Raw genomic sequence first — 15,101 nt, 5'->3', positions numbered from 1 at the left:
GATTTACCCTCCCAGCTTCTGGCGCGGATTGAAAGCCATCTCGCGCGCCATGGTTGCATACAGTTCGCGCGCCTTGTCATCGTTCGCCGGCGGCAGCACCACTTCCAGCAGCAGATACAGGTCGCCCGGCTGGGCGGCGGGAATGCCGCGCCCCTTCAGACGCAGCTTGCGCCCCGTCTGCGAATTGGGCGGCACCGTGACGGTCACGGTGCCCGATGGCGTGGGCACGTCGATGTCGCCGCCCAGCGCCGCTTCCCACGGCGTGACGGGCACCGTCTCGAACACGTCGCGCCCTTCCACCTTGTAGCGCGCATCGGGCCGGAAGCGGATTTCCAGGTACAAGTCGCCGGCGGGCGCGCCTCCGCTGCCGGGATTGCCCTGCCCCTTCATGCGCAGCTGCTGTCCTTCCGTGACGCCTTTCGGTATCGTCACCTCCAGCGTGCGTTCGCGCGTCACCACGTGGCCTTGCGCATCCGCTTCGGGCACGCGCATGACGATGTGGCGCCTGGCGCCCTGGTAGCTGTCCTGCAGGTCGATGGTGATGGCGGCGTGGCTGTCTTCGCCCTGCATCTGGAAACTGCCGCCGGCGCGGCGGCGCCCGCCCACGTGGGCGAACAGGTCGGCAAAGAAGTCGCTGTCGTCGGCGCCCGACGATTCGTAGCCCGAACCCCAGTCCGGCGGCGGACGGAATGGCTCGCCCCGTGGATGGCCTTGCGCGCTGCGCCCAAGTTCATCGTAGGCGGCGCGCTTTTCCGCGTCGCCCAGCACGCCGTAGGCCTCGTTGAGGGCCTTGGTGCGCTTGTCGGCGTCCGGTTCCTTGCTCACGTCGGGATGGTATTTGCGCACCAGCTTGCGGTACGCTTTCTTGATCTCGGCCTCGGACGCCGTCTTCTCGACGCCAAGCTCCTTGTAATAATCCTTGTATTCCACCGTGCTCGCTCCCCATGGTTGAACTGCCTATGGGAAGAGTACACGAATTGGGCGCTGGACAGCGTGTGCACGATACAACGCTGCCCGACACGTATCAGCGCACGCGGCGCAGCGAGGAAATGCGGCGGTCGAGGCCACCGTGCAGGCGGCCATAGCTGCCTGGCCCCATCACCACGCAGCGGCCGCGGAAGTTGGCATCGACGCAGAATTGCCAGCGGCCGTAATTGACGACAATCGATTCGGCGCGGTCATTGAAGCCATAGCGGCTCAAGTCGCGCACTTCGCGGTCCAGGCGCACGGGCCGGCCGCGCATGCCGGCATCGGGGAACAGCAGCACGGCGCCATTCATGTCGGGACGGTGGCCGCCGCCGTGGCCGGGATAGCCAGGATAAGGACGCTCCGGCTCCGGACGCGGCGGGCGCGGTGGATACGGGCGGTGATCGCCGCCGCCATGGCCCGGACGGCCCACTTCGCGCACGGAGGAAACGGCGTCGTTCATGCCCGGCATGCTGCCGTAGCGGCCAGGTCCGAAGGTACGGCAGTTGCCACGGTAATTGGCGTCCTTGCACACTTCCCAGGTACCCGAGCGCACGATGATGCTCGAGGTCTTGTCGTTAAAGCCCATGCGCGACAGGTCGCCCGTGTCGGAACGCAGGGTCACGGGGCGCCCGCGGAAACCGGCGTCTTCGAACAGGGTGATTTCACCCGCGGATGCGGCAAGGGGGGCGAGGAAGGTGGCGGCGCACAACAGCGCGGGCCGGAAAGATCGAACCATGACAACTCCAATACGGATACATTTTCGCCAGTGTAGACCTGGCGGCAGGCGGCGAGTGTAACAAAGGGCAAGCAAATGTCAGCGCACGGCAGCGAATGTAAAAACCGCCTGACGGGATCAACCCGGCAGGCGGTGTGTCAGCACGACGTCAGGACGGGATCAGCGTACGCGGCGCAGCGAGGAAATCTGGTTTTCCATGCTGTTCAGGCGGCCATATTCGCCGGGCCCGATCACTTCGCAGCGGCCACGGAAGTTCGAATCGCTGCACACTTCCCACTGGCCCTCGTAGACGACGATGGACGAGGCGCGGTCATTGAAGTTGTAGCGCACCAGGTCTTCCGCATTGCGGTCCAGCGCCAGCGGCTCGCCGCGCATGCCCGCTTCGGGGAACAGCAGGACGGCGCCGCGCTGCTGGTACTGCGGCTGCTGGTATTGCGGATACTGCGGCTGGTCGTACTGCGGCCGCTGGTACTGATTATCGTACTGCTGCTGGCGGCGCCCTTCGCGCTCGTCGACCATGCGCGCCGACGAGACGCGCCCATCGAGGCCGCGGCCCAGGTCGTCATGGCGGCCAGGGCCGAAGATGCGGCACACGCCGTTGTAGTTCGAATCGCTGCACAGCTGCCAGTAGCCGTTATACACGACGATGCTGGTGGTGCGGTCGTTGAAACCGATATTGACGAAATCGTCCGTGTCGCGGTTCAGGCGCGCCGAGCCGCCATTCTGGCCCGCGCCCGAATACACTTCCAGGGTGCCGCCACGGCCATAGCCGCCATGGCCCCGGTCGGGATCGCGTCCCGGGCGTCCCGGATTGTAGCCATCGCCGCGGCCCGCTTCGCGCACCGAGGAAATGGCGTCGTTCATGCCCGGCATCGAACGGTATTCGCCCGGCCCCAGGGTACGGCAATTGCCGCGAAAACCGGCATCGGTACACACATCCCACGTGCCCGAACGCACCAGGATGCTCGACACCTTGTCGTTGAACCCAAAGCGCGACAGATCGTCCGTCGTCTCGCGCAGGTTTACTGCGCGGCCGCGCAGATCAACGTCTTCGAACAAGGTGATATCGCCCGCATGGGCGGCCGCATGGGCCCCCAGCGAGAGCAGCAAGGTGGCCGCGCATGCCAGCGTGTGTTTGAAAGGGCCCGTCATGATTAACTCCATTCTTCATTCTTTGGTGATGATTTGCCTGGCTGTTGCGCCAGGATGCTAGTGTAACAAATACAAGGGCACGCGACAGGCCCGATCACGCATTCAATACAGGCGGCGCAGCGAGGAAATACGCTTGTCGAACGTCGTGTTCAGCACTTCATACTTGCCCGGCCCCATGCGCTCGCAGGTGCCGTTGAACTGCGAGTCCGTGCAGACTTCCCAGGTGCCTTCGTTGATGGCGAGGGATGCGGCCTGGTCGTTGAAGTTCAGGCGCACCAGGTCGCTGACGTCACGGTTCACCTGCAGCCCTGGCCCCTTCAGGAACGCGCGCCCATACAGCACCACCAGGCCCTCGTCATTTTGCGGACGGTTCTCCTCGCGCGGATCGACCAGGCGCGCCGACGACACCCGTCCATTCAGGCTGCCCAGATCATCATGGCTGCCAGGCCCGAACACGCGGCAGCTGCCACGGTAGTTGGAATCGCTGCACAGCTGCCAGTAGCCGTACTCGACGCGCGCGCTGCTGGCGCGGTCGTTGAAGCTGATGTCGACCAGGTCGTCGCGGTCCGAGTTCACGCCGGCCGATGCGCCGCGCTGGCCGCCGTCGGCGAACAGCTCCAGCGCCGCGCGGCGCCCGCCGCTGTTGCCACTGCTGCCACCCAGTTCCCGCACGGACGAGATTTTATCGTTCATGCCCGGCATCGAGCGGTAATCGCCCCGCTCCAGGGTCTTGCAATCGCCCTTGAAATCGGCATGCGTGCACACTTCCCAGCTGCCCGAATCGACCTGGATGCTCGAGACGGTGTCATTGAAATTGACACGCGACAAGTCGTCCGTCGTATCGCGCAAGACCACCACCCTGCCCTTGAAATTGTCATCGGTGTACAGGCGGATCTCGCCGGCCTGCGCCGCGAGGTGAACAAACAGCGAACTGGCACACAGCAGAGCAAAGGCGAGCGGGCGATGCATGGGGCGGTCTCCGGTGGCGGCAAAAGTAAGTGATCGACATGACAACTGATGTCAGTGTAGCCATCCACAGAAAAAACGGTGTAACAAAGTATGGGAAAAGCACAATAAATTGTTACCAAAAGCAATAACTGGCCCCGCAGGAGCCGGTTATTGCCACTTCGCGTACTATCCGCGTCGCGTCAGCGCACTTCGCGCACCGACGAGATGCGGTTGCTCATGCGCTCCAGGCTCGCGTACTCGCCCGGCGTCAAGGTGCGGCAGCGGCCACGGAAGCCCACGTCTTCGCATACTTCCCAATAACCGGAGCGCACGCGCACGCTTTGCACCGTGTCGTTGAAGTCGCGTTCGCGCAAATCGGCGGAAGCGTTGCTCACGTTCAAGCTGCGGCCGGCGAAATCGTCGCGCGTATAGAAGGTCAGTTCGCCGCCCAGCGAGCGCCCCGGCAAATGGCCGCGCTCGCGGTCACGCTCCCGGCGGCCGTCCCAGTCGCGTCCCCGGTCGCGGTCGCCATCACGGTCGCGGCCCCGATGACCATCCCAGCCGCCGCGCACTTCGCGCAGCGAGGTGATTTTGTTGGCCTGGCCGTCCAGCGACGGATACTCGCCTGCCTCGAGCAGGTAGCAGGCGCCGCGGAAATCGGCTTCCTCGCACGCTTCCCAGCGGCCCGAGCGCACGCGGATGCTTTGCGTCGTGTCGTTGAAACGCAGGTCTTCAAGGTCGGCGACGGCGTCGCGCACGGTCTGCGAGCGGCCGTGATAATCGTCGCGCGAATACAGGGTCAGTTCGCCGGCGCCGGCCAGTTCGGCCGTCATGGCGGCGCCCAGCAACAGGGCGCAGTTCAGGGTGTGTTTCAGCATGGTCTTGCTCCATAGTCAGGGTACTGCGGTTGACTATTTGGTCATTTTGCCAAATAGAGCGCGCAGTCTATCCGCGACTGGCCCGCTTAGCTGTAACAAATGATTACCGTGGCGGGCCGCCCACCGCAGCGCGGCGTCGGACAAGCGCGGCGAATGCCGGTAGAATCTTGTGTTTAGTCAAGCTTGCCGCCCATGCCACACACTACCTCGTTCACCCTGCCCGCCGTCCGCACCGAAGTCTCGTCGCTGTGGAAGCTGGCCTGGCCCATTCTGATCGGCCAGCTGGCCACCGTCGGCATGGGCGCGGCCGACGTGGCGATGACGGGGCATACGAATCCCGAGGAACTGGCGGCCGTGTCGCTGGGCGCGGCCATCTGGTCCATCGTGCTCGTCACCGTGAGCGGCATCATGATGGCGATCAATACCCTGGTGGCGCATGAAATCGGCGCGGCGCGCCACGACCGGGTGCCGCACATCGTGCGCCAGTCGCTGTGGAAGGCGCTGCTCGTCGGCCTGGTGGCCTGCCTGCTGACGAACATGGCGGCGCTGGTATTCGACCACCTGATGCTGGAACCGGCCGTGGCATCCAAGGCCAAGCTGTTCGTGCACATCATCAGCTGCGCGCTGCCGCCGTTCGCCGCCTACCGCGCGCTGTACGGCTACAGCACCAGCATCAACCAGACCAAGCCCGTGATGGTGATCGCGCTGGCCGCGCTGGCGCTGAATATTTTCGTCAACTACCTGCTGATCTACGGCCACTGGGGCATGCCGAAACTCGGCGGCGTGGGCTGCGCCGTGGCCACCACCTGCTGCGTGTGGATGATGCTGCTGGCCATGCTGGCCTGGATCAAAATCGCGCCCGTCTACCGCGCCACGTATCCGTTTACGCACTGGGAATGGCCGCAGCGCTCGTCCATCGGTCCCATGCTGCGCCTGGGCCTGCCCATCGGCGTCACGTATTTTGCCGAAGTGAGCGCCTTTGGCGTCATCAGCCTGCTGGTGGCGCGCTTCGGCGTGATCCAGGTGTCGGCGCACCAGATCGCCCTCAATTTCTCGTCCGTCGTCTTCATGGTGCCGCTCACCTTCGGCATCGCGCTGGTCACGCGCGTGGGCCATGCCGTGGGCGAAGCCAATTTGCGCAAGGCGCGCTTCATTTCGTGGGTGGGCGTGGCCATGTCGCTGACGGCGGCCATCGTCTCGGCCACCGTCATCACCATCTTCCGCCACCAGATCGCGCAAGCCTACACGTCCGACCCGCAGGTGCAGGAACTGTGCGCGCAGCTGCTGCTGTTCGCCGCCCTGTTCCAGCTATCCGACGCGACGCAGGTGGCCACTTCCTGCGCCATCCGCGGCTACAAGGTAACGCGCCAGCCGATGCTGATCCAGCTGCTGGCCTTCTGGGGCTTCTCGCTGCCGATCGGCTATGTGCTGGGCCTCGCGCCGCAAGGCTTCATCTGGTCGCCGGCCGAGCCGATGGCCGCCGCCGGTTTCTGGATCGGCCTGGTGACGGGCTTGACGGTGGCCGCCGTGCTGCTGACCTGGTATCTGAACCGCCTGTCGCTGCAGCGGCTGCGCGCAGCCCGATAAGCCAACAAGGAAGCCGCCATGCAGCAACGCCCCTTCACGCAGGTCGATGTCTTCAGCAGCGTGCCCTTCCTCGGCAATCCGCTGGCCGTGGTGCTGGACGCGAATGGCCTCGATGCGGCGCAGATGCAGGCCATCGCGCGCTGGACGGGCCTGTCGGAAACCACCTTCGTGCTGGCGCCGCGCGACCCGGCAGCCGATTACCGCGTGCGGATTTTTTCGCCCGAGATGGAATTTCCGTTCGCCGGCCACCCGACCCTGGGCACGGCGCACGCCCTGCTCGATGCGGGCATGCAGCCCAGGGGCGCGCGCATCGTGCAGGAATGCGGCGTCGGCCTGGTGCAGATAGAACGGGGCGCCGGCGGCGTGCTGGCGTTCCAGGCGCCGCCCTGCGCCACGCGCGCGCTCTCCGCGGATCTGCTGCCGCTGCTGCACACGGCGCTGGGCGGAGAACTGGCCGCAGTCGCCACCATCGTCGACATGGGCATCCGCTGGCTGTGCGTGCCGCTGGCAAGCGCCGCCGCCTGCCTGGCCGTGCGCGCCGACATCGCCGCGCTGACGCCATTGCTGGCCGCCGCCCGCGCCGACGGCCTGGCGCTGTATGGCCCGCACGCCGCCGGCGGACCGGCCGACTACGAAGTGCGCGCGCTGCTCAGCGAGCACGGCGCGCTGGTGGAAGACCCCGTCACGGGCAGCGCCAACGCCTGCATCGCGCAGCTGCTGGCGGGCAGCGACTACACGGTTCGCCAGGGCACGTGCCTGCAGCGCGATGGCCGCGTTTCCGTCAGTTTCCGCGCCGGCCATGCCTGGATAGGCGGCGCCTGCCTGACCGTGATCGCAGGGTCGATATTGGCCTGAACGGGGCAAAGCGCCATGGAATGGGCGGCTGTTGGATATTTTTGACGAAGGAAATACGGCCATGAACGGTTTATTCCGTGGCCGGCGCTATCGCATAAACAGGCACGCTCTGGTATCGTCTTACGCTTAGGCAACGCTCAAGCTCGCCTTTACATGCAGTGCCCTTCTTCTTCCAACTACCGAGACATCCATGCGTTTTATTCTTTGTTTTCTGGCCGCGATGGCCAGCGTTCCCGCATCGGCTGAAAAGCTGACCCTGGAACGCATCCACGCCGATCCGGCGCTGGCCGGCCCCGGCGTGCGCAACCTGAAGGTCTCGCCCGACGGCGAACGCGTCACGTTCCTGCGCGGCCGCGCCGACAACCAGTTCCAGCTCGACCTGTGGGAATTCAAGCTGAAGGACAAGAGCACGCACCGCCTGGTCGACTCGAAGGCGCTGGTGCCGAATGAAGTCATCTCGCCCGAAGAGCAGGCGCGCCGCGAACGCGAGCGCACGGCCAGCCTGAACGGCATCCTCAGCTACAGCTGGTCGCCCGATGGCAAGCAGCTGCTGGTGCCGCTGGCCGGCAATCTGTACCTGGTCGACGCGGCCCACCCGGACAAGGCGCGCCTGGTCGCCAAGGGCAATGTACTGGACCCGAAAATCTCGCCGAAAGGCCGCTACGTGTCGTTCGTGCGCGACCAGAACATCTATGTGATCGACCTGAAGTCGGGCCAGGAACGCCAGCTCACCACCGACGGCAAGGGCACGATCCGCAATGGCGAAGCCGAATTCGTGGCGCAGGAAGAAATGGGCCAGCGCACCGGCTACTACTGGGCGCCCGACGATTCGGCCATCGCCTACAAACGCTATGACGAAGCGCCCGTTCCCGTCGTGCGCCGCTTCGAAATCTTCGCCGACCGCACCGACGTCGTGGAACAGCGCTACCCTGCCGCCGGCGACCCGAACGTGCTGGTGCAACTGCTGATCGTCTCGCCGGAAACGGGCGCGCAGCGCCAGGTGGACCTGGGCGCGAACCCGGACATCTACCTGGTGCGCGCCGACTGGAGCGCGGACAGCAAGTCGCTCGTCTATCAGCGCCAGTCGCGCGACCAGAAGACCCTGGACCTGGTCGCCGTCGATGCGGCCACCCTGGCGCAGCGCACCCTGCTGACGGAAACGGCAAAGACCTGGGTCAGCATCCATGACGACCTGCGCTTCCTGTCGAACGGCACCTTCCTGTGGTCGTCCGAGCGCACGGGCCGCAACCACCTGTACCTGTACGACATGAGCGGCAAGCTGCTGCACCCGGTCACGTCCGGCGAGTGGGGCATCGACAGCGTGCTGGCCGTGAACCAGAAGACGGGCAAGGTCTTCGTGTCGTCGAACCGCGACGCCGTCATCGACAAGCAGACCTATGCCCTGGCCCTCGACGGCAGTACGGCCGACAGGCCGCAGCGCGTGACGAAAGCCGACGGCTGGCACGACACGACGTTCTCGCGCAACGGCGAAGTCTTTGTCGATACCTATTCCGACCCGGCCACGCCGCCGCAAGTGAGCATCCGCCGTCCGGACGGCGCCATGGTGGGCTGGCTGGAAGAAAACGCGCTCAACGCCAGCCACCCGTACTTCAAGTACAAGGCGGACCACCTGCCAACGCAATACGGCACCCTGAAAGCCAACGATGGCCAGACCCTGCACTACTCGCTGGTGAAACCGTCGAACTTTGACGCCAGCAAACGCTACCCCGTCTACCTGTCGACGTATGGCGGCCCGCACTCGCAGCACGTGGCTCGCCGCTGGGGCAACAACTTCGACCAGTACATGGCGCAGCAGGGCTTTGTCGTCTTCCGCCTCGATAACCGGGGTTCGTCACGCCGCGAACGCGCGTTCACGGACGCCATCTACCACAACCTCGGTGCTGCCGAAGTGGCGGACCAGCTGGTCGGCATCGACTGGCTGGGCAAGCAAAGCTTCGTCGATCCTAAACGCATCGGCGTGTTCGGCTGGAGCTACGGCGGTTTCATGACCCTGCGTTTGCTGTCGGCCGCATCCGACAAGATCGCCATGGGCGTGTCGGTGGCGCCCGTGACCGACTGGTCGCTGTACGACACGCACTACACGGAGCAATTCCTCGGCATGCCGAAAGAGAACGTGGACGGCTACAAGGCCAGCACCGTGTTCGCCCACCTCGACGGCCTGAAGTCGCCCCTGCTGCTGGTGCACGGCATGGCCGACGATAACGTCTTGTTCAGCAACAGCACGCGACTGATCGACGCGCTCGTGAACCGCGGCGTGCAGTTCGACCTGATGACGTATCCGGGCGCCAAGCACGGCATCTCGTCGCGCGCTGGCCAGCGCCACGTGTACAAGAAAATCGAGCTGTTCTTCAAGCAGAACCTGATGCAGCCAGCACAGTAAGCTTGCGCTGCATCCAATAAAAAACCGCCGCCTGTCTCGCGACAGGCGGCGGTTTTTTTATGCTGGAGCAGAAATTATGGCTTGCGCGTGACGGTCTCGACCGCGTCCTTGACGTCGCCAACTTTCTTCTGCACTTTGCCTTCGACCTGGTTTGCCAGGCCCTTGGCTTGCTGTTCTTCGCTGCCGACGACTTTGCCAGCGGCTTCCTGGATTTTACCGCCGACTTCCTTCAGTTTACCTTCGACTTGATCTTTGTTCATGATGGATCCTCACTGTAGTTGGTACATTTGTTGTCCAGCCCCAAAGGACCGGTACTGCGGCTCACACGCTGCTTGTTGCGTGTCGATGTGTCCATAGTACGCAGGGGGGATCAAAGGCTCTGTACGGTTCCTAACACAGTGCCAACATCGTCGATCAGGTCGCCAAATCCTTACGCCAGACGGTAGCCAGCCACGGCTGCTGCTCGCGCGGCAAGCCCGGCGGACGGTAATACTGCTCGACCAGGCTGAAACCGGCCGCCTGCACATACGCAGCCCAGCTCGCTTCGTCGTGGTAGCTGCCGTAGCGCGCGCCATTCCAGCCTTCCTGGTTCTGCCCGCGCGGGTTCGAGCTGAACAGCACGCCGCCCTCCTTCAAGCACCCGTGCAGGGCGCGCAGCACGCCGGGCAAGGCGGCGCTGGGCACGTGGAACAGCACGGCATTCGCGAACACGCCGTCGAAGTGGGCGGCGGGCAAATCGAGGTCGACGAAATCCTGCTGCCACACGGTGCAGCCGCTGTAGGCGCGCGCCATCTCGACAAAGCGGGGGCAGCCATCGACGCCCGTCGCGTGGTGGCCCATGGCCGTGAACGCCTTCAAGTCGCGGCCGGGGCCGCAGCCGAGGTCGAGGATCGCCAGCGGCGCCGGCCTGCCGATGGCGTTCAGCAGCGCGCTGATGTTCTGGCTGACGTCGTGATCGCGCGTGCCTTCGAAAAACTGCTCGGCGCTGGCATCGTAGTGGGCCAGGGTGCGGCCCGTGATGGCGTGGATGGGATCTTGCGGTGGGGTCGGCTTCATGGCGCTCCAATCAGTAATCACGCCATTTTACGGTGCCGGCGCGCTGTGCGCCGGCGCCGCTTATGACTACCAGACGCGCACGCGCTGTTCCGGCGCCAGGTACAGCTGCTGCCCCGGCTTGACGTCGAAGGCCGGATACCAGGCGTCGAGGTTGCGCACGGTGGCGGCGCGGTATTGCGCCGGTGCATGACCATCCGTGAGGATTTGCTGGCGCTCCGCCGCTTCGCGCGCCTTGCTGCGCCAGCTGACGCCGTAACCGATGAAGAAATCGCGGTCCGCGTCCGGCTGCGCCGGCTTGCCCTGCTGCGACAGGGTGAACGCATCATAGGCGGCCGCCACGCCGGCCAGGTCGGCCAGGTTTTCGCTCAGGGTCAACTGGCCATTCACCGCCAGGTCGGGGAACGGTTTGTAGGCCGCGAACTGTTCCACCAATTGCTTGGATGCCGCCTGGAAATGCGCCAGGTCGGCCGGCGTCCACCAGTCGCGCAGCTTGCCCTGGGCGTCGAACTGCGCGCCCTGATCGTCGAAGCTGTGGCTGATCTCGTGGCCGATGGTGGCGCCGATGCCGCCATAGTTGGCCGCATCGGATGCCTGCGGGTCGAAGAATGGCGGCTGCAGGATGGCGGCCGGAAAGTTCAGCGCATTTTGCAGCGGCAAGTTGACGGCATTGACCAGCTGCGCCGGCATGGCCCAGGCCTTGCGGTCGGGAGACTGGCCCAGCTTGGCCAGTTCCTGCCGGTAATGAAACTGCTCCGCCCGCTGCACATTGCCCAGCGCATCGCCGCGCACCACGCGCAAGCCCGCATAGTTTTCCCACTGTTCGGGATAGCCCACGCCCACGTACAGGGTCTTGAGTTTTTCCTGCGCCTGCGCCTTGGTGGCCGGCGCCATCCAGTCCAGCTTGTCGATGCGGCGCGAGAAGGCGGCGACGATATTCGTCACCATGTCTTGCACGCGGGCTTTCGATTCAGGCGGGAAATAGCGTTCCACGTACAGCTTGCCGACGGCGTCGCTCAGGGCCGCATTCGTCGCGGCCAGCGCCCGCTTGCTGCGCAGCGACTGCTGTGGCGTGCCGCTCAGGGCGCTGCCATAGAAGGCGAAGCGCTGGTCGGCGGCCGCCTTCGGCAAGATGGTGCTGAAATGGTTGATCGCGTGGAAGGCCAGGAAATCTTTCCACGTGGCCAGCGGCACCTTGGCCACCAGCGCGGCACTGCCCGTCATGGCCGTCGGATGCCAGACGATGAAATCCGTCTGCCGGCCCAGCCCTGCCGCTTCGAAGAAGACTTTCCAGTCGAGTCCCGGCGCCTTGCTGGCGAAGTCGGCGGCGCGCCACGCATTGTTGCCCTTGGCGACATCGGCCGAATCCTCGCGGCTGGCGTGACTGGCGGCAATTTGCTGTTCCAGCGCAAACACGCGCGCGGCGCGGGCCGGCGCATCGCCGTAGCCTGCCTGCTGGAGCATGGCGGCGATATGCGCCTGGTAGCCCGCGCGCAAGCCCTGCATGCGCGCGCTGTCGCTCTGGTAAAACGCGCGGTCGGGCAAGCCCAGCCCGCCCTGCAGCAGGTAGGCCACGTTGCGCGTGGTGTCGTTCAAGTCTTGCGCGACCCACAGGCCGAACAGGTTTTCCGTATAAAAATTGGTGGCGTTGAGCGGGTCGACGTCGGCGCGCAGGCTCTCGCCCAGCGCGCGGGCCAGCCCTGCCTGGTCGCGTATGCCGTCGATCTTCTTGAGCAGCGGCTTGATCGGCGCCCAGCCTTTCGCTTCGATAGCCGCTTCATCCATCCAGGAACGGTAAAAATCGCTGACCTGGCGCGCCGATGCATCCGCCTGCGGCGCCGCCGCCAGGCCTTCGACGAGGGCGATGATGCGCTCGTTGGTGGCGTTGGCGAGCATGGCGAACGAGCCCCAGCTGCTGCGGTCGGCGGGAATTTCCGTGGCGCGCAGCCAGTCCCCATTCACGTAATCGTAGAAATCGTCACCGGGCAAGGCCTTCGCGACAGCGGGGGCGGCGGCGCTGGCGGCCCCTTGCTGGCCATGCGCCTGGGCAGGAAAACCGGTGAGCGAAACGCCGGCCAGGGCGAGGATGATGGCGGCCTGGACTGGCGTCCGGGACCAGGAAAAACGCAAACCGTGCATGGCGATCCTTTCGATGTAATAGCTAAAATCATACCCTGAAAATCCTGCCTTTTTGGGGCGAAAAAGCGTCCCCTAACTTTTTTGCATGTGGACAAAAAATCGGCATATAGTTGCACGACCGCATCCCGTACCGCACGAACGCCAAGGAGATTGCCATGCAACTGGAAGCGCTGTTCCAGCATCCCCACGCCCTGCCTGCCGCCCCGAAGATCGTCGATGAACTGGTGCGCAGTTTCGACAACCCCGCCATCGCCACCGAAGACATCGCGCGCAAGCTGGGAGCGGACCCGGCCTTGAGCGCCAAGCTGCTGCGGCTGGCCAACTCGGCCTATTACCATGTGTCGCGCAGCATCGGCACGGTGGAAGATGCCGTGCTGATGCTCGGTTTTGTGACCGTGCGCACCCTCGTCATCAGCTCGGGCCTCGTCAGCGGTTTCAAAGCCGTGCCGGGCCTGAATTTGCCGCAGTTCTGGCGCTACAGCCTGCACAGCGCCGTATCTGCCCGCTGGATCGCCAGGCAGACGGGCGACAACCAGGACCTGGCGTTCACCATCGGCATGATGCATGCGATCGGACAACTGGTAATCCATGCGGCCATGCCCGAGCAAGCCATGCAGCTCGACAAGATCGCCCCGCCGCTCGACGCACGCCGGCTCGATGCTGAGCGAGTGTCGCTGGGCTACGATTATGCGCAGGTGGGCGCCGAACTGGCGCGCCGCTGGAAGTTTCCACCCGCCTTTGCCGAGGCCATCGCCGCCTTTCCCGCTCCGCTGGCCAAGCCACCGTTGAACCGCCTGGCCGCCATCACCCACCTGGCCGCCTGGCGCGCGCGCATCGATGAAAACCAGCTGAGCAATGAAGAAATCATCGCCTGCTATCCCAACGAGGTGGCCGAAGCGCTCGGTTTGCCGCCCTCCGTGCTGGTCGACAGGATGCCGCCGCTTGCCGAACTGAGCGCGGGCCTGGAAGATCTCGTCAAGTAAGCTGGCCGTTGCCCGCATCGCCAACCGAGCAGGCATGCGGGTTTGCGGGCGATGCCGGCTGCCGGCCAAAAAACATCCAAATTATTTTCACTTTTTTTCAAAAACACCCTCAAGTTCCCGTTGGACCCGCCGTTAATCTAGACAAGCGGTAATCCATTCACTAGTTACGGGTGTGCTCATGACCTCCAACGACGTTCTCTCGATGTATGAAAATATTGCAGGAATGACCAATCAAATGGTCGTGGCCGCACGTTCGAGCGACTGGGATGGCTTGGATACCCTGGAAAACCAGTGCGCCAGCGCCGCCAGCGCGACCATGACGGGCAAGATGCCTGCCCTGGCCGGTGCCTCGCGCCTGCGCAAGATCGACTTGCTCAAGCAAATCCTGGCCAATGACCGCGAAATCCGCACCATCACGGAACCATGGATGACGCAACTGCCGAACGCCATGCAGGGTGCGCGCGCACGCATGTAAGAAGCTTGCCGCGCCAGAAACGACAAAAGCACCCGCAGGTGCTTTTTTTTCGTCTATCACCCTGGCATCAAGCGCGCCATCTGCAGCGCTCAAAAAGCAAGGCGGGGGAATGTGGAAGGCGAGCCCCAGGTATCTCCTGGCGTCGCCTCGCTGCCGGTTGCATCCGGCGTTCGCAAGCACATCGTCGGCATCGCGAACCGCTTCCAGACCCAGGCGTTTATGCAACGCTACACCTGGTTTGCCGCGCCACACTATCGTTGGTGACTGCGCCAGGCTGGGGCTGTTTTGTCGTAGAGCAAGTCCACTGAATTAATCATATCACCATCTTTAAGAAACAAGCAACGTGATTGGCAAGCGTTTCCCTGTATTTTTTCAATATCTTTTTTTATATCAAATTTCAGCGCCGTCTTGCGGCAGCATTAACGCGAGAACGGCTCCGGCTCCGGCTCCGGTTCCGGCTCCGGCTCGGCCGCCACCCCTTCTTCCAGCGCTTCCGTCAAGACGGGCACATCCTTCTTCCTGCGGCCGAACGGCTTGCGCAGCAAGACCCAGTATTTCGACGGCGCGCCCGGACCCGCCGCCTGCCTGCGCTTGCGCACGATGTACACGATGAGCGCCGTCAGCAGCAGGAAGACCAGCGTGCCGATACCGAGCCACAGCATGCCACCCGATTTCTTTTCCTTGTCGGCTGCCGGCGCCGCGTGCAGGGGCTTCGGTTTGGCATGCGGCGCTTCCGCCACGGCCGGCGCGGCGGCGGGCGGCACGGTGGCTGCAGGCAAGGCCAGCGCCTTTTGCAAGACGCCGATCTTGCCTTCCAGTTCACCCAGCTTTTCAGTCAGGGCCGTGTTTTTCTCGTCCAGCCCCACGCACGCTGCCGCCTGCCCCGTGGCCGCCTGCGGCGCGCAAGCGGCCACGGGGGCCGTGG

At 64.5% G+C, this 15,101-nt stretch carries 13 protein-coding genes and 1 pseudogene; 5 read left to right on the top strand and 9 right to left on the bottom strand.

Going from position 1 to position 15,101, the window contains the following annotated elements; all coding sequences use genetic code 11:
* Positions 1–3 precede the first annotated feature (3 nt).
* The 5 genes from CBW66_RS16250 to CBW66_RS16230 all read right to left on the bottom strand — a co-directional run bounded on the left by CBW66_RS16250 (position 4) and on the right by CBW66_RS16230 (position 4,683).
* On the bottom strand, positions 4–930 hold the full coding sequence (locus CBW66_RS16250) for a DnaJ C-terminal domain-containing protein (RefSeq protein WP_086138119.1): 927 nt from the start codon (positions 928–930) through the stop codon (positions 4–6).
* A gap of 94 nt (positions 931–1,024) precedes the next feature.
* Entirely contained in the window at positions 1,025–1,705 is a 681-nt protein-coding gene (locus CBW66_RS16245; RefSeq protein WP_086138118.1) for a beta/gamma crystallin-related protein, read from the bottom strand.
* 159 nt (positions 1,706–1,864) lie between these two features.
* Positions 1,865–2,857 carry a beta/gamma crystallin-related protein gene (locus tag CBW66_RS16240; protein ID WP_170932975.1) on the bottom strand — a complete coding sequence of 331 codons (993 nt, stop codon included), beginning with the start codon at positions 2,855–2,857 and terminating at the stop codon, positions 1,865–1,867.
* A 102-nt stretch (positions 2,858–2,959) separates the two neighbouring features.
* The gene (locus tag CBW66_RS16235) at positions 2,960–3,826 is read right to left on the bottom strand and encodes a beta/gamma crystallin-related protein (protein ID WP_086138116.1); all 867 of its coding nucleotides are present in this window, start codon (positions 3,824–3,826) and stop codon (positions 2,960–2,962) included.
* Positions 3,827–4,005: 179 nt separating this feature from the next.
* Complete coding sequence (locus tag CBW66_RS16230; protein WP_086138115.1) at positions 4,006–4,683, bottom strand: beta/gamma crystallin family protein; 678 nt, start codon at positions 4,681–4,683, stop codon at positions 4,006–4,008.
* A 192-nt stretch (positions 4,684–4,875) separates the two neighbouring features.
* Between CBW66_RS16230 and CBW66_RS16225 the strand changes: the two genes are divergently transcribed.
* The 3 genes from CBW66_RS16225 (at position 4,876) to CBW66_RS16215 (ending at position 9,526) form a co-directional block, all read left to right on the top strand.
* Entirely contained in the window at positions 4,876–6,270 is a 1,395-nt protein-coding gene (locus CBW66_RS16225; protein WP_086138114.1) for an MATE family efflux transporter, read from the top strand.
* Positions 6,271–6,288: 18 nt separating this feature from the next.
* Positions 6,289–7,125: a PhzF family phenazine biosynthesis protein gene (locus CBW66_RS16220; protein ID WP_086138113.1), complete on the top strand. Its 837-nt coding sequence runs from the start codon at positions 6,289–6,291 to the stop codon at positions 7,123–7,125.
* 190 nt (positions 7,126–7,315) lie between these two features.
* The gene (locus CBW66_RS16215; protein ID WP_086138112.1) at positions 7,316–9,526 is read left to right on the top strand and encodes a S9 family peptidase; all 2,211 of its coding nucleotides are present in this window, start codon (positions 7,316–7,318) and stop codon (positions 9,524–9,526) included.
* 74 nt (positions 9,527–9,600) lie between these two features.
* On the opposite strand, the gene CBW66_RS16210 is transcribed toward CBW66_RS16215, so the two are convergent.
* The 3 genes from CBW66_RS16210 to CBW66_RS16200 form a co-directional block, all read right to left on the bottom strand.
* Complete coding sequence (locus CBW66_RS16210; protein WP_034759763.1) at positions 9,601–9,786, bottom strand: CsbD family protein; 186 nt, start codon at positions 9,784–9,786, stop codon at positions 9,601–9,603.
* Positions 9,787–9,940: 154 nt separating this feature from the next.
* Entirely contained in the window at positions 9,941–10,582 is a 642-nt protein-coding gene (locus CBW66_RS16205; RefSeq protein ID WP_086138111.1) for a bifunctional 2-polyprenyl-6-hydroxyphenol methylase/3-demethylubiquinol 3-O-methyltransferase UbiG, read from the bottom strand.
* A gap of 66 nt (positions 10,583–10,648) precedes the next feature.
* Positions 10,649–12,718 (bottom strand): M13 family metallopeptidase, encoded by a 2,070-nt coding sequence (locus tag CBW66_RS16200; RefSeq protein WP_086138110.1) that lies wholly within the window; start codon positions 12,716–12,718, stop codon positions 10,649–10,651.
* Positions 12,719–12,873: 155 nt separating this feature from the next.
* Here CBW66_RS16200 and CBW66_RS16195 point away from each other — a divergent pair, with 155 nt between their 5' ends.
* Both CBW66_RS16195 and CBW66_RS16190 read left to right on the top strand, forming a co-directional pair.
* Complete coding sequence (locus CBW66_RS16195) at positions 12,874–13,701, top strand: HDOD domain-containing protein (RefSeq protein WP_086138258.1); 828 nt, start codon at positions 12,874–12,876, stop codon at positions 13,699–13,701.
* 178 nt (positions 13,702–13,879) lie between these two features.
* Positions 13,880–14,176 carry a flagellar protein FliT gene (locus CBW66_RS16190; protein ID WP_086138109.1) on the top strand — a complete coding sequence of 99 codons (297 nt, stop codon included), beginning with the start codon at positions 13,880–13,882 and terminating at the stop codon, positions 14,174–14,176.
* Between the two features lie 419 nt (positions 14,177–14,595).
* Here the strand turns inward: CBW66_RS16190 and CBW66_RS16185 are convergent.
* Positions 14,596–15,101 (bottom strand): annotated as a pseudogene (locus tag CBW66_RS16185) (hypothetical protein); the annotation flags it as partial.

Source organism: Janthinobacterium sp. GW456P (genome assembly GCF_002127655.1).
Classification (GTDB): Bacteria; Pseudomonadota; Gammaproteobacteria; order Burkholderiales; family Burkholderiaceae_D; genus Janthinobacterium.
The sequence above is the reverse complement of the archived record's forward strand: the minus strand, read 5'-3'. Positions and strand labels throughout refer to the sequence as shown.

What these genes read in the sequence shown, in the direction of transcription:
- CBW66_RS16245 (WP_086138118.1), bottom strand. Translation starts at nt 1,705, where the DNA reads ATGGTTCGATCTTTCCGGCCCGCGCTGTTGTGCGCCGCCACCTTCCTC.
- CBW66_RS16240 (WP_170932975.1), bottom strand. Translation starts at nt 2,857, where the DNA reads ATGACGGGCCCTTTCAAACACACGCTGGCATGCGCGGCCACCTTGCTG.
- CBW66_RS16235 (WP_086138116.1), bottom strand. Translation starts at nt 3,826, where the DNA reads ATGCATCGCCCGCTCGCCTTTGCTCTGCTGTGTGCCAGTTCGCTGTTT.
- CBW66_RS16230 (WP_086138115.1), bottom strand. Translation starts at nt 4,683, where the DNA reads ATGCTGAAACACACCCTGAACTGCGCCCTGTTGCTGGGCGCCGCCATG.
- CBW66_RS16225 (WP_086138114.1), top strand. Translation starts at nt 4,876, where the DNA reads ATGCCACACACTACCTCGTTCACCCTGCCCGCCGTCCGCACCGAAGTC.
- CBW66_RS16220 (WP_086138113.1), top strand. Translation starts at nt 6,289, where the DNA reads ATGCAGCAACGCCCCTTCACGCAGGTCGATGTCTTCAGCAGCGTGCCC.
- CBW66_RS16215 (WP_086138112.1), top strand. Translation starts at nt 7,316, where the DNA reads ATGCGTTTTATTCTTTGTTTTCTGGCCGCGATGGCCAGCGTTCCCGCA.
- CBW66_RS16210 (WP_034759763.1), bottom strand. Translation starts at nt 9,786, where the DNA reads ATGAACAAAGATCAAGTCGAAGGTAAACTGAAGGAAGTCGGCGGTAAA.
- CBW66_RS16205 (WP_086138111.1), bottom strand. Translation starts at nt 10,582, where the DNA reads ATGAAGCCGACCCCACCGCAAGATCCCATCCACGCCATCACGGGCCGC.
- CBW66_RS16200 (WP_086138110.1), bottom strand. Translation starts at nt 12,718, where the DNA reads ATGCACGGTTTGCGTTTTTCCTGGTCCCGGACGCCAGTCCAGGCCGCC.
- CBW66_RS16195 (WP_086138258.1), top strand. Translation starts at nt 12,874, where the DNA reads ATGCAACTGGAAGCGCTGTTCCAGCATCCCCACGCCCTGCCTGCCGCC.
- CBW66_RS16190 (WP_086138109.1), top strand. Translation starts at nt 13,880, where the DNA reads ATGACCTCCAACGACGTTCTCTCGATGTATGAAAATATTGCAGGAATG.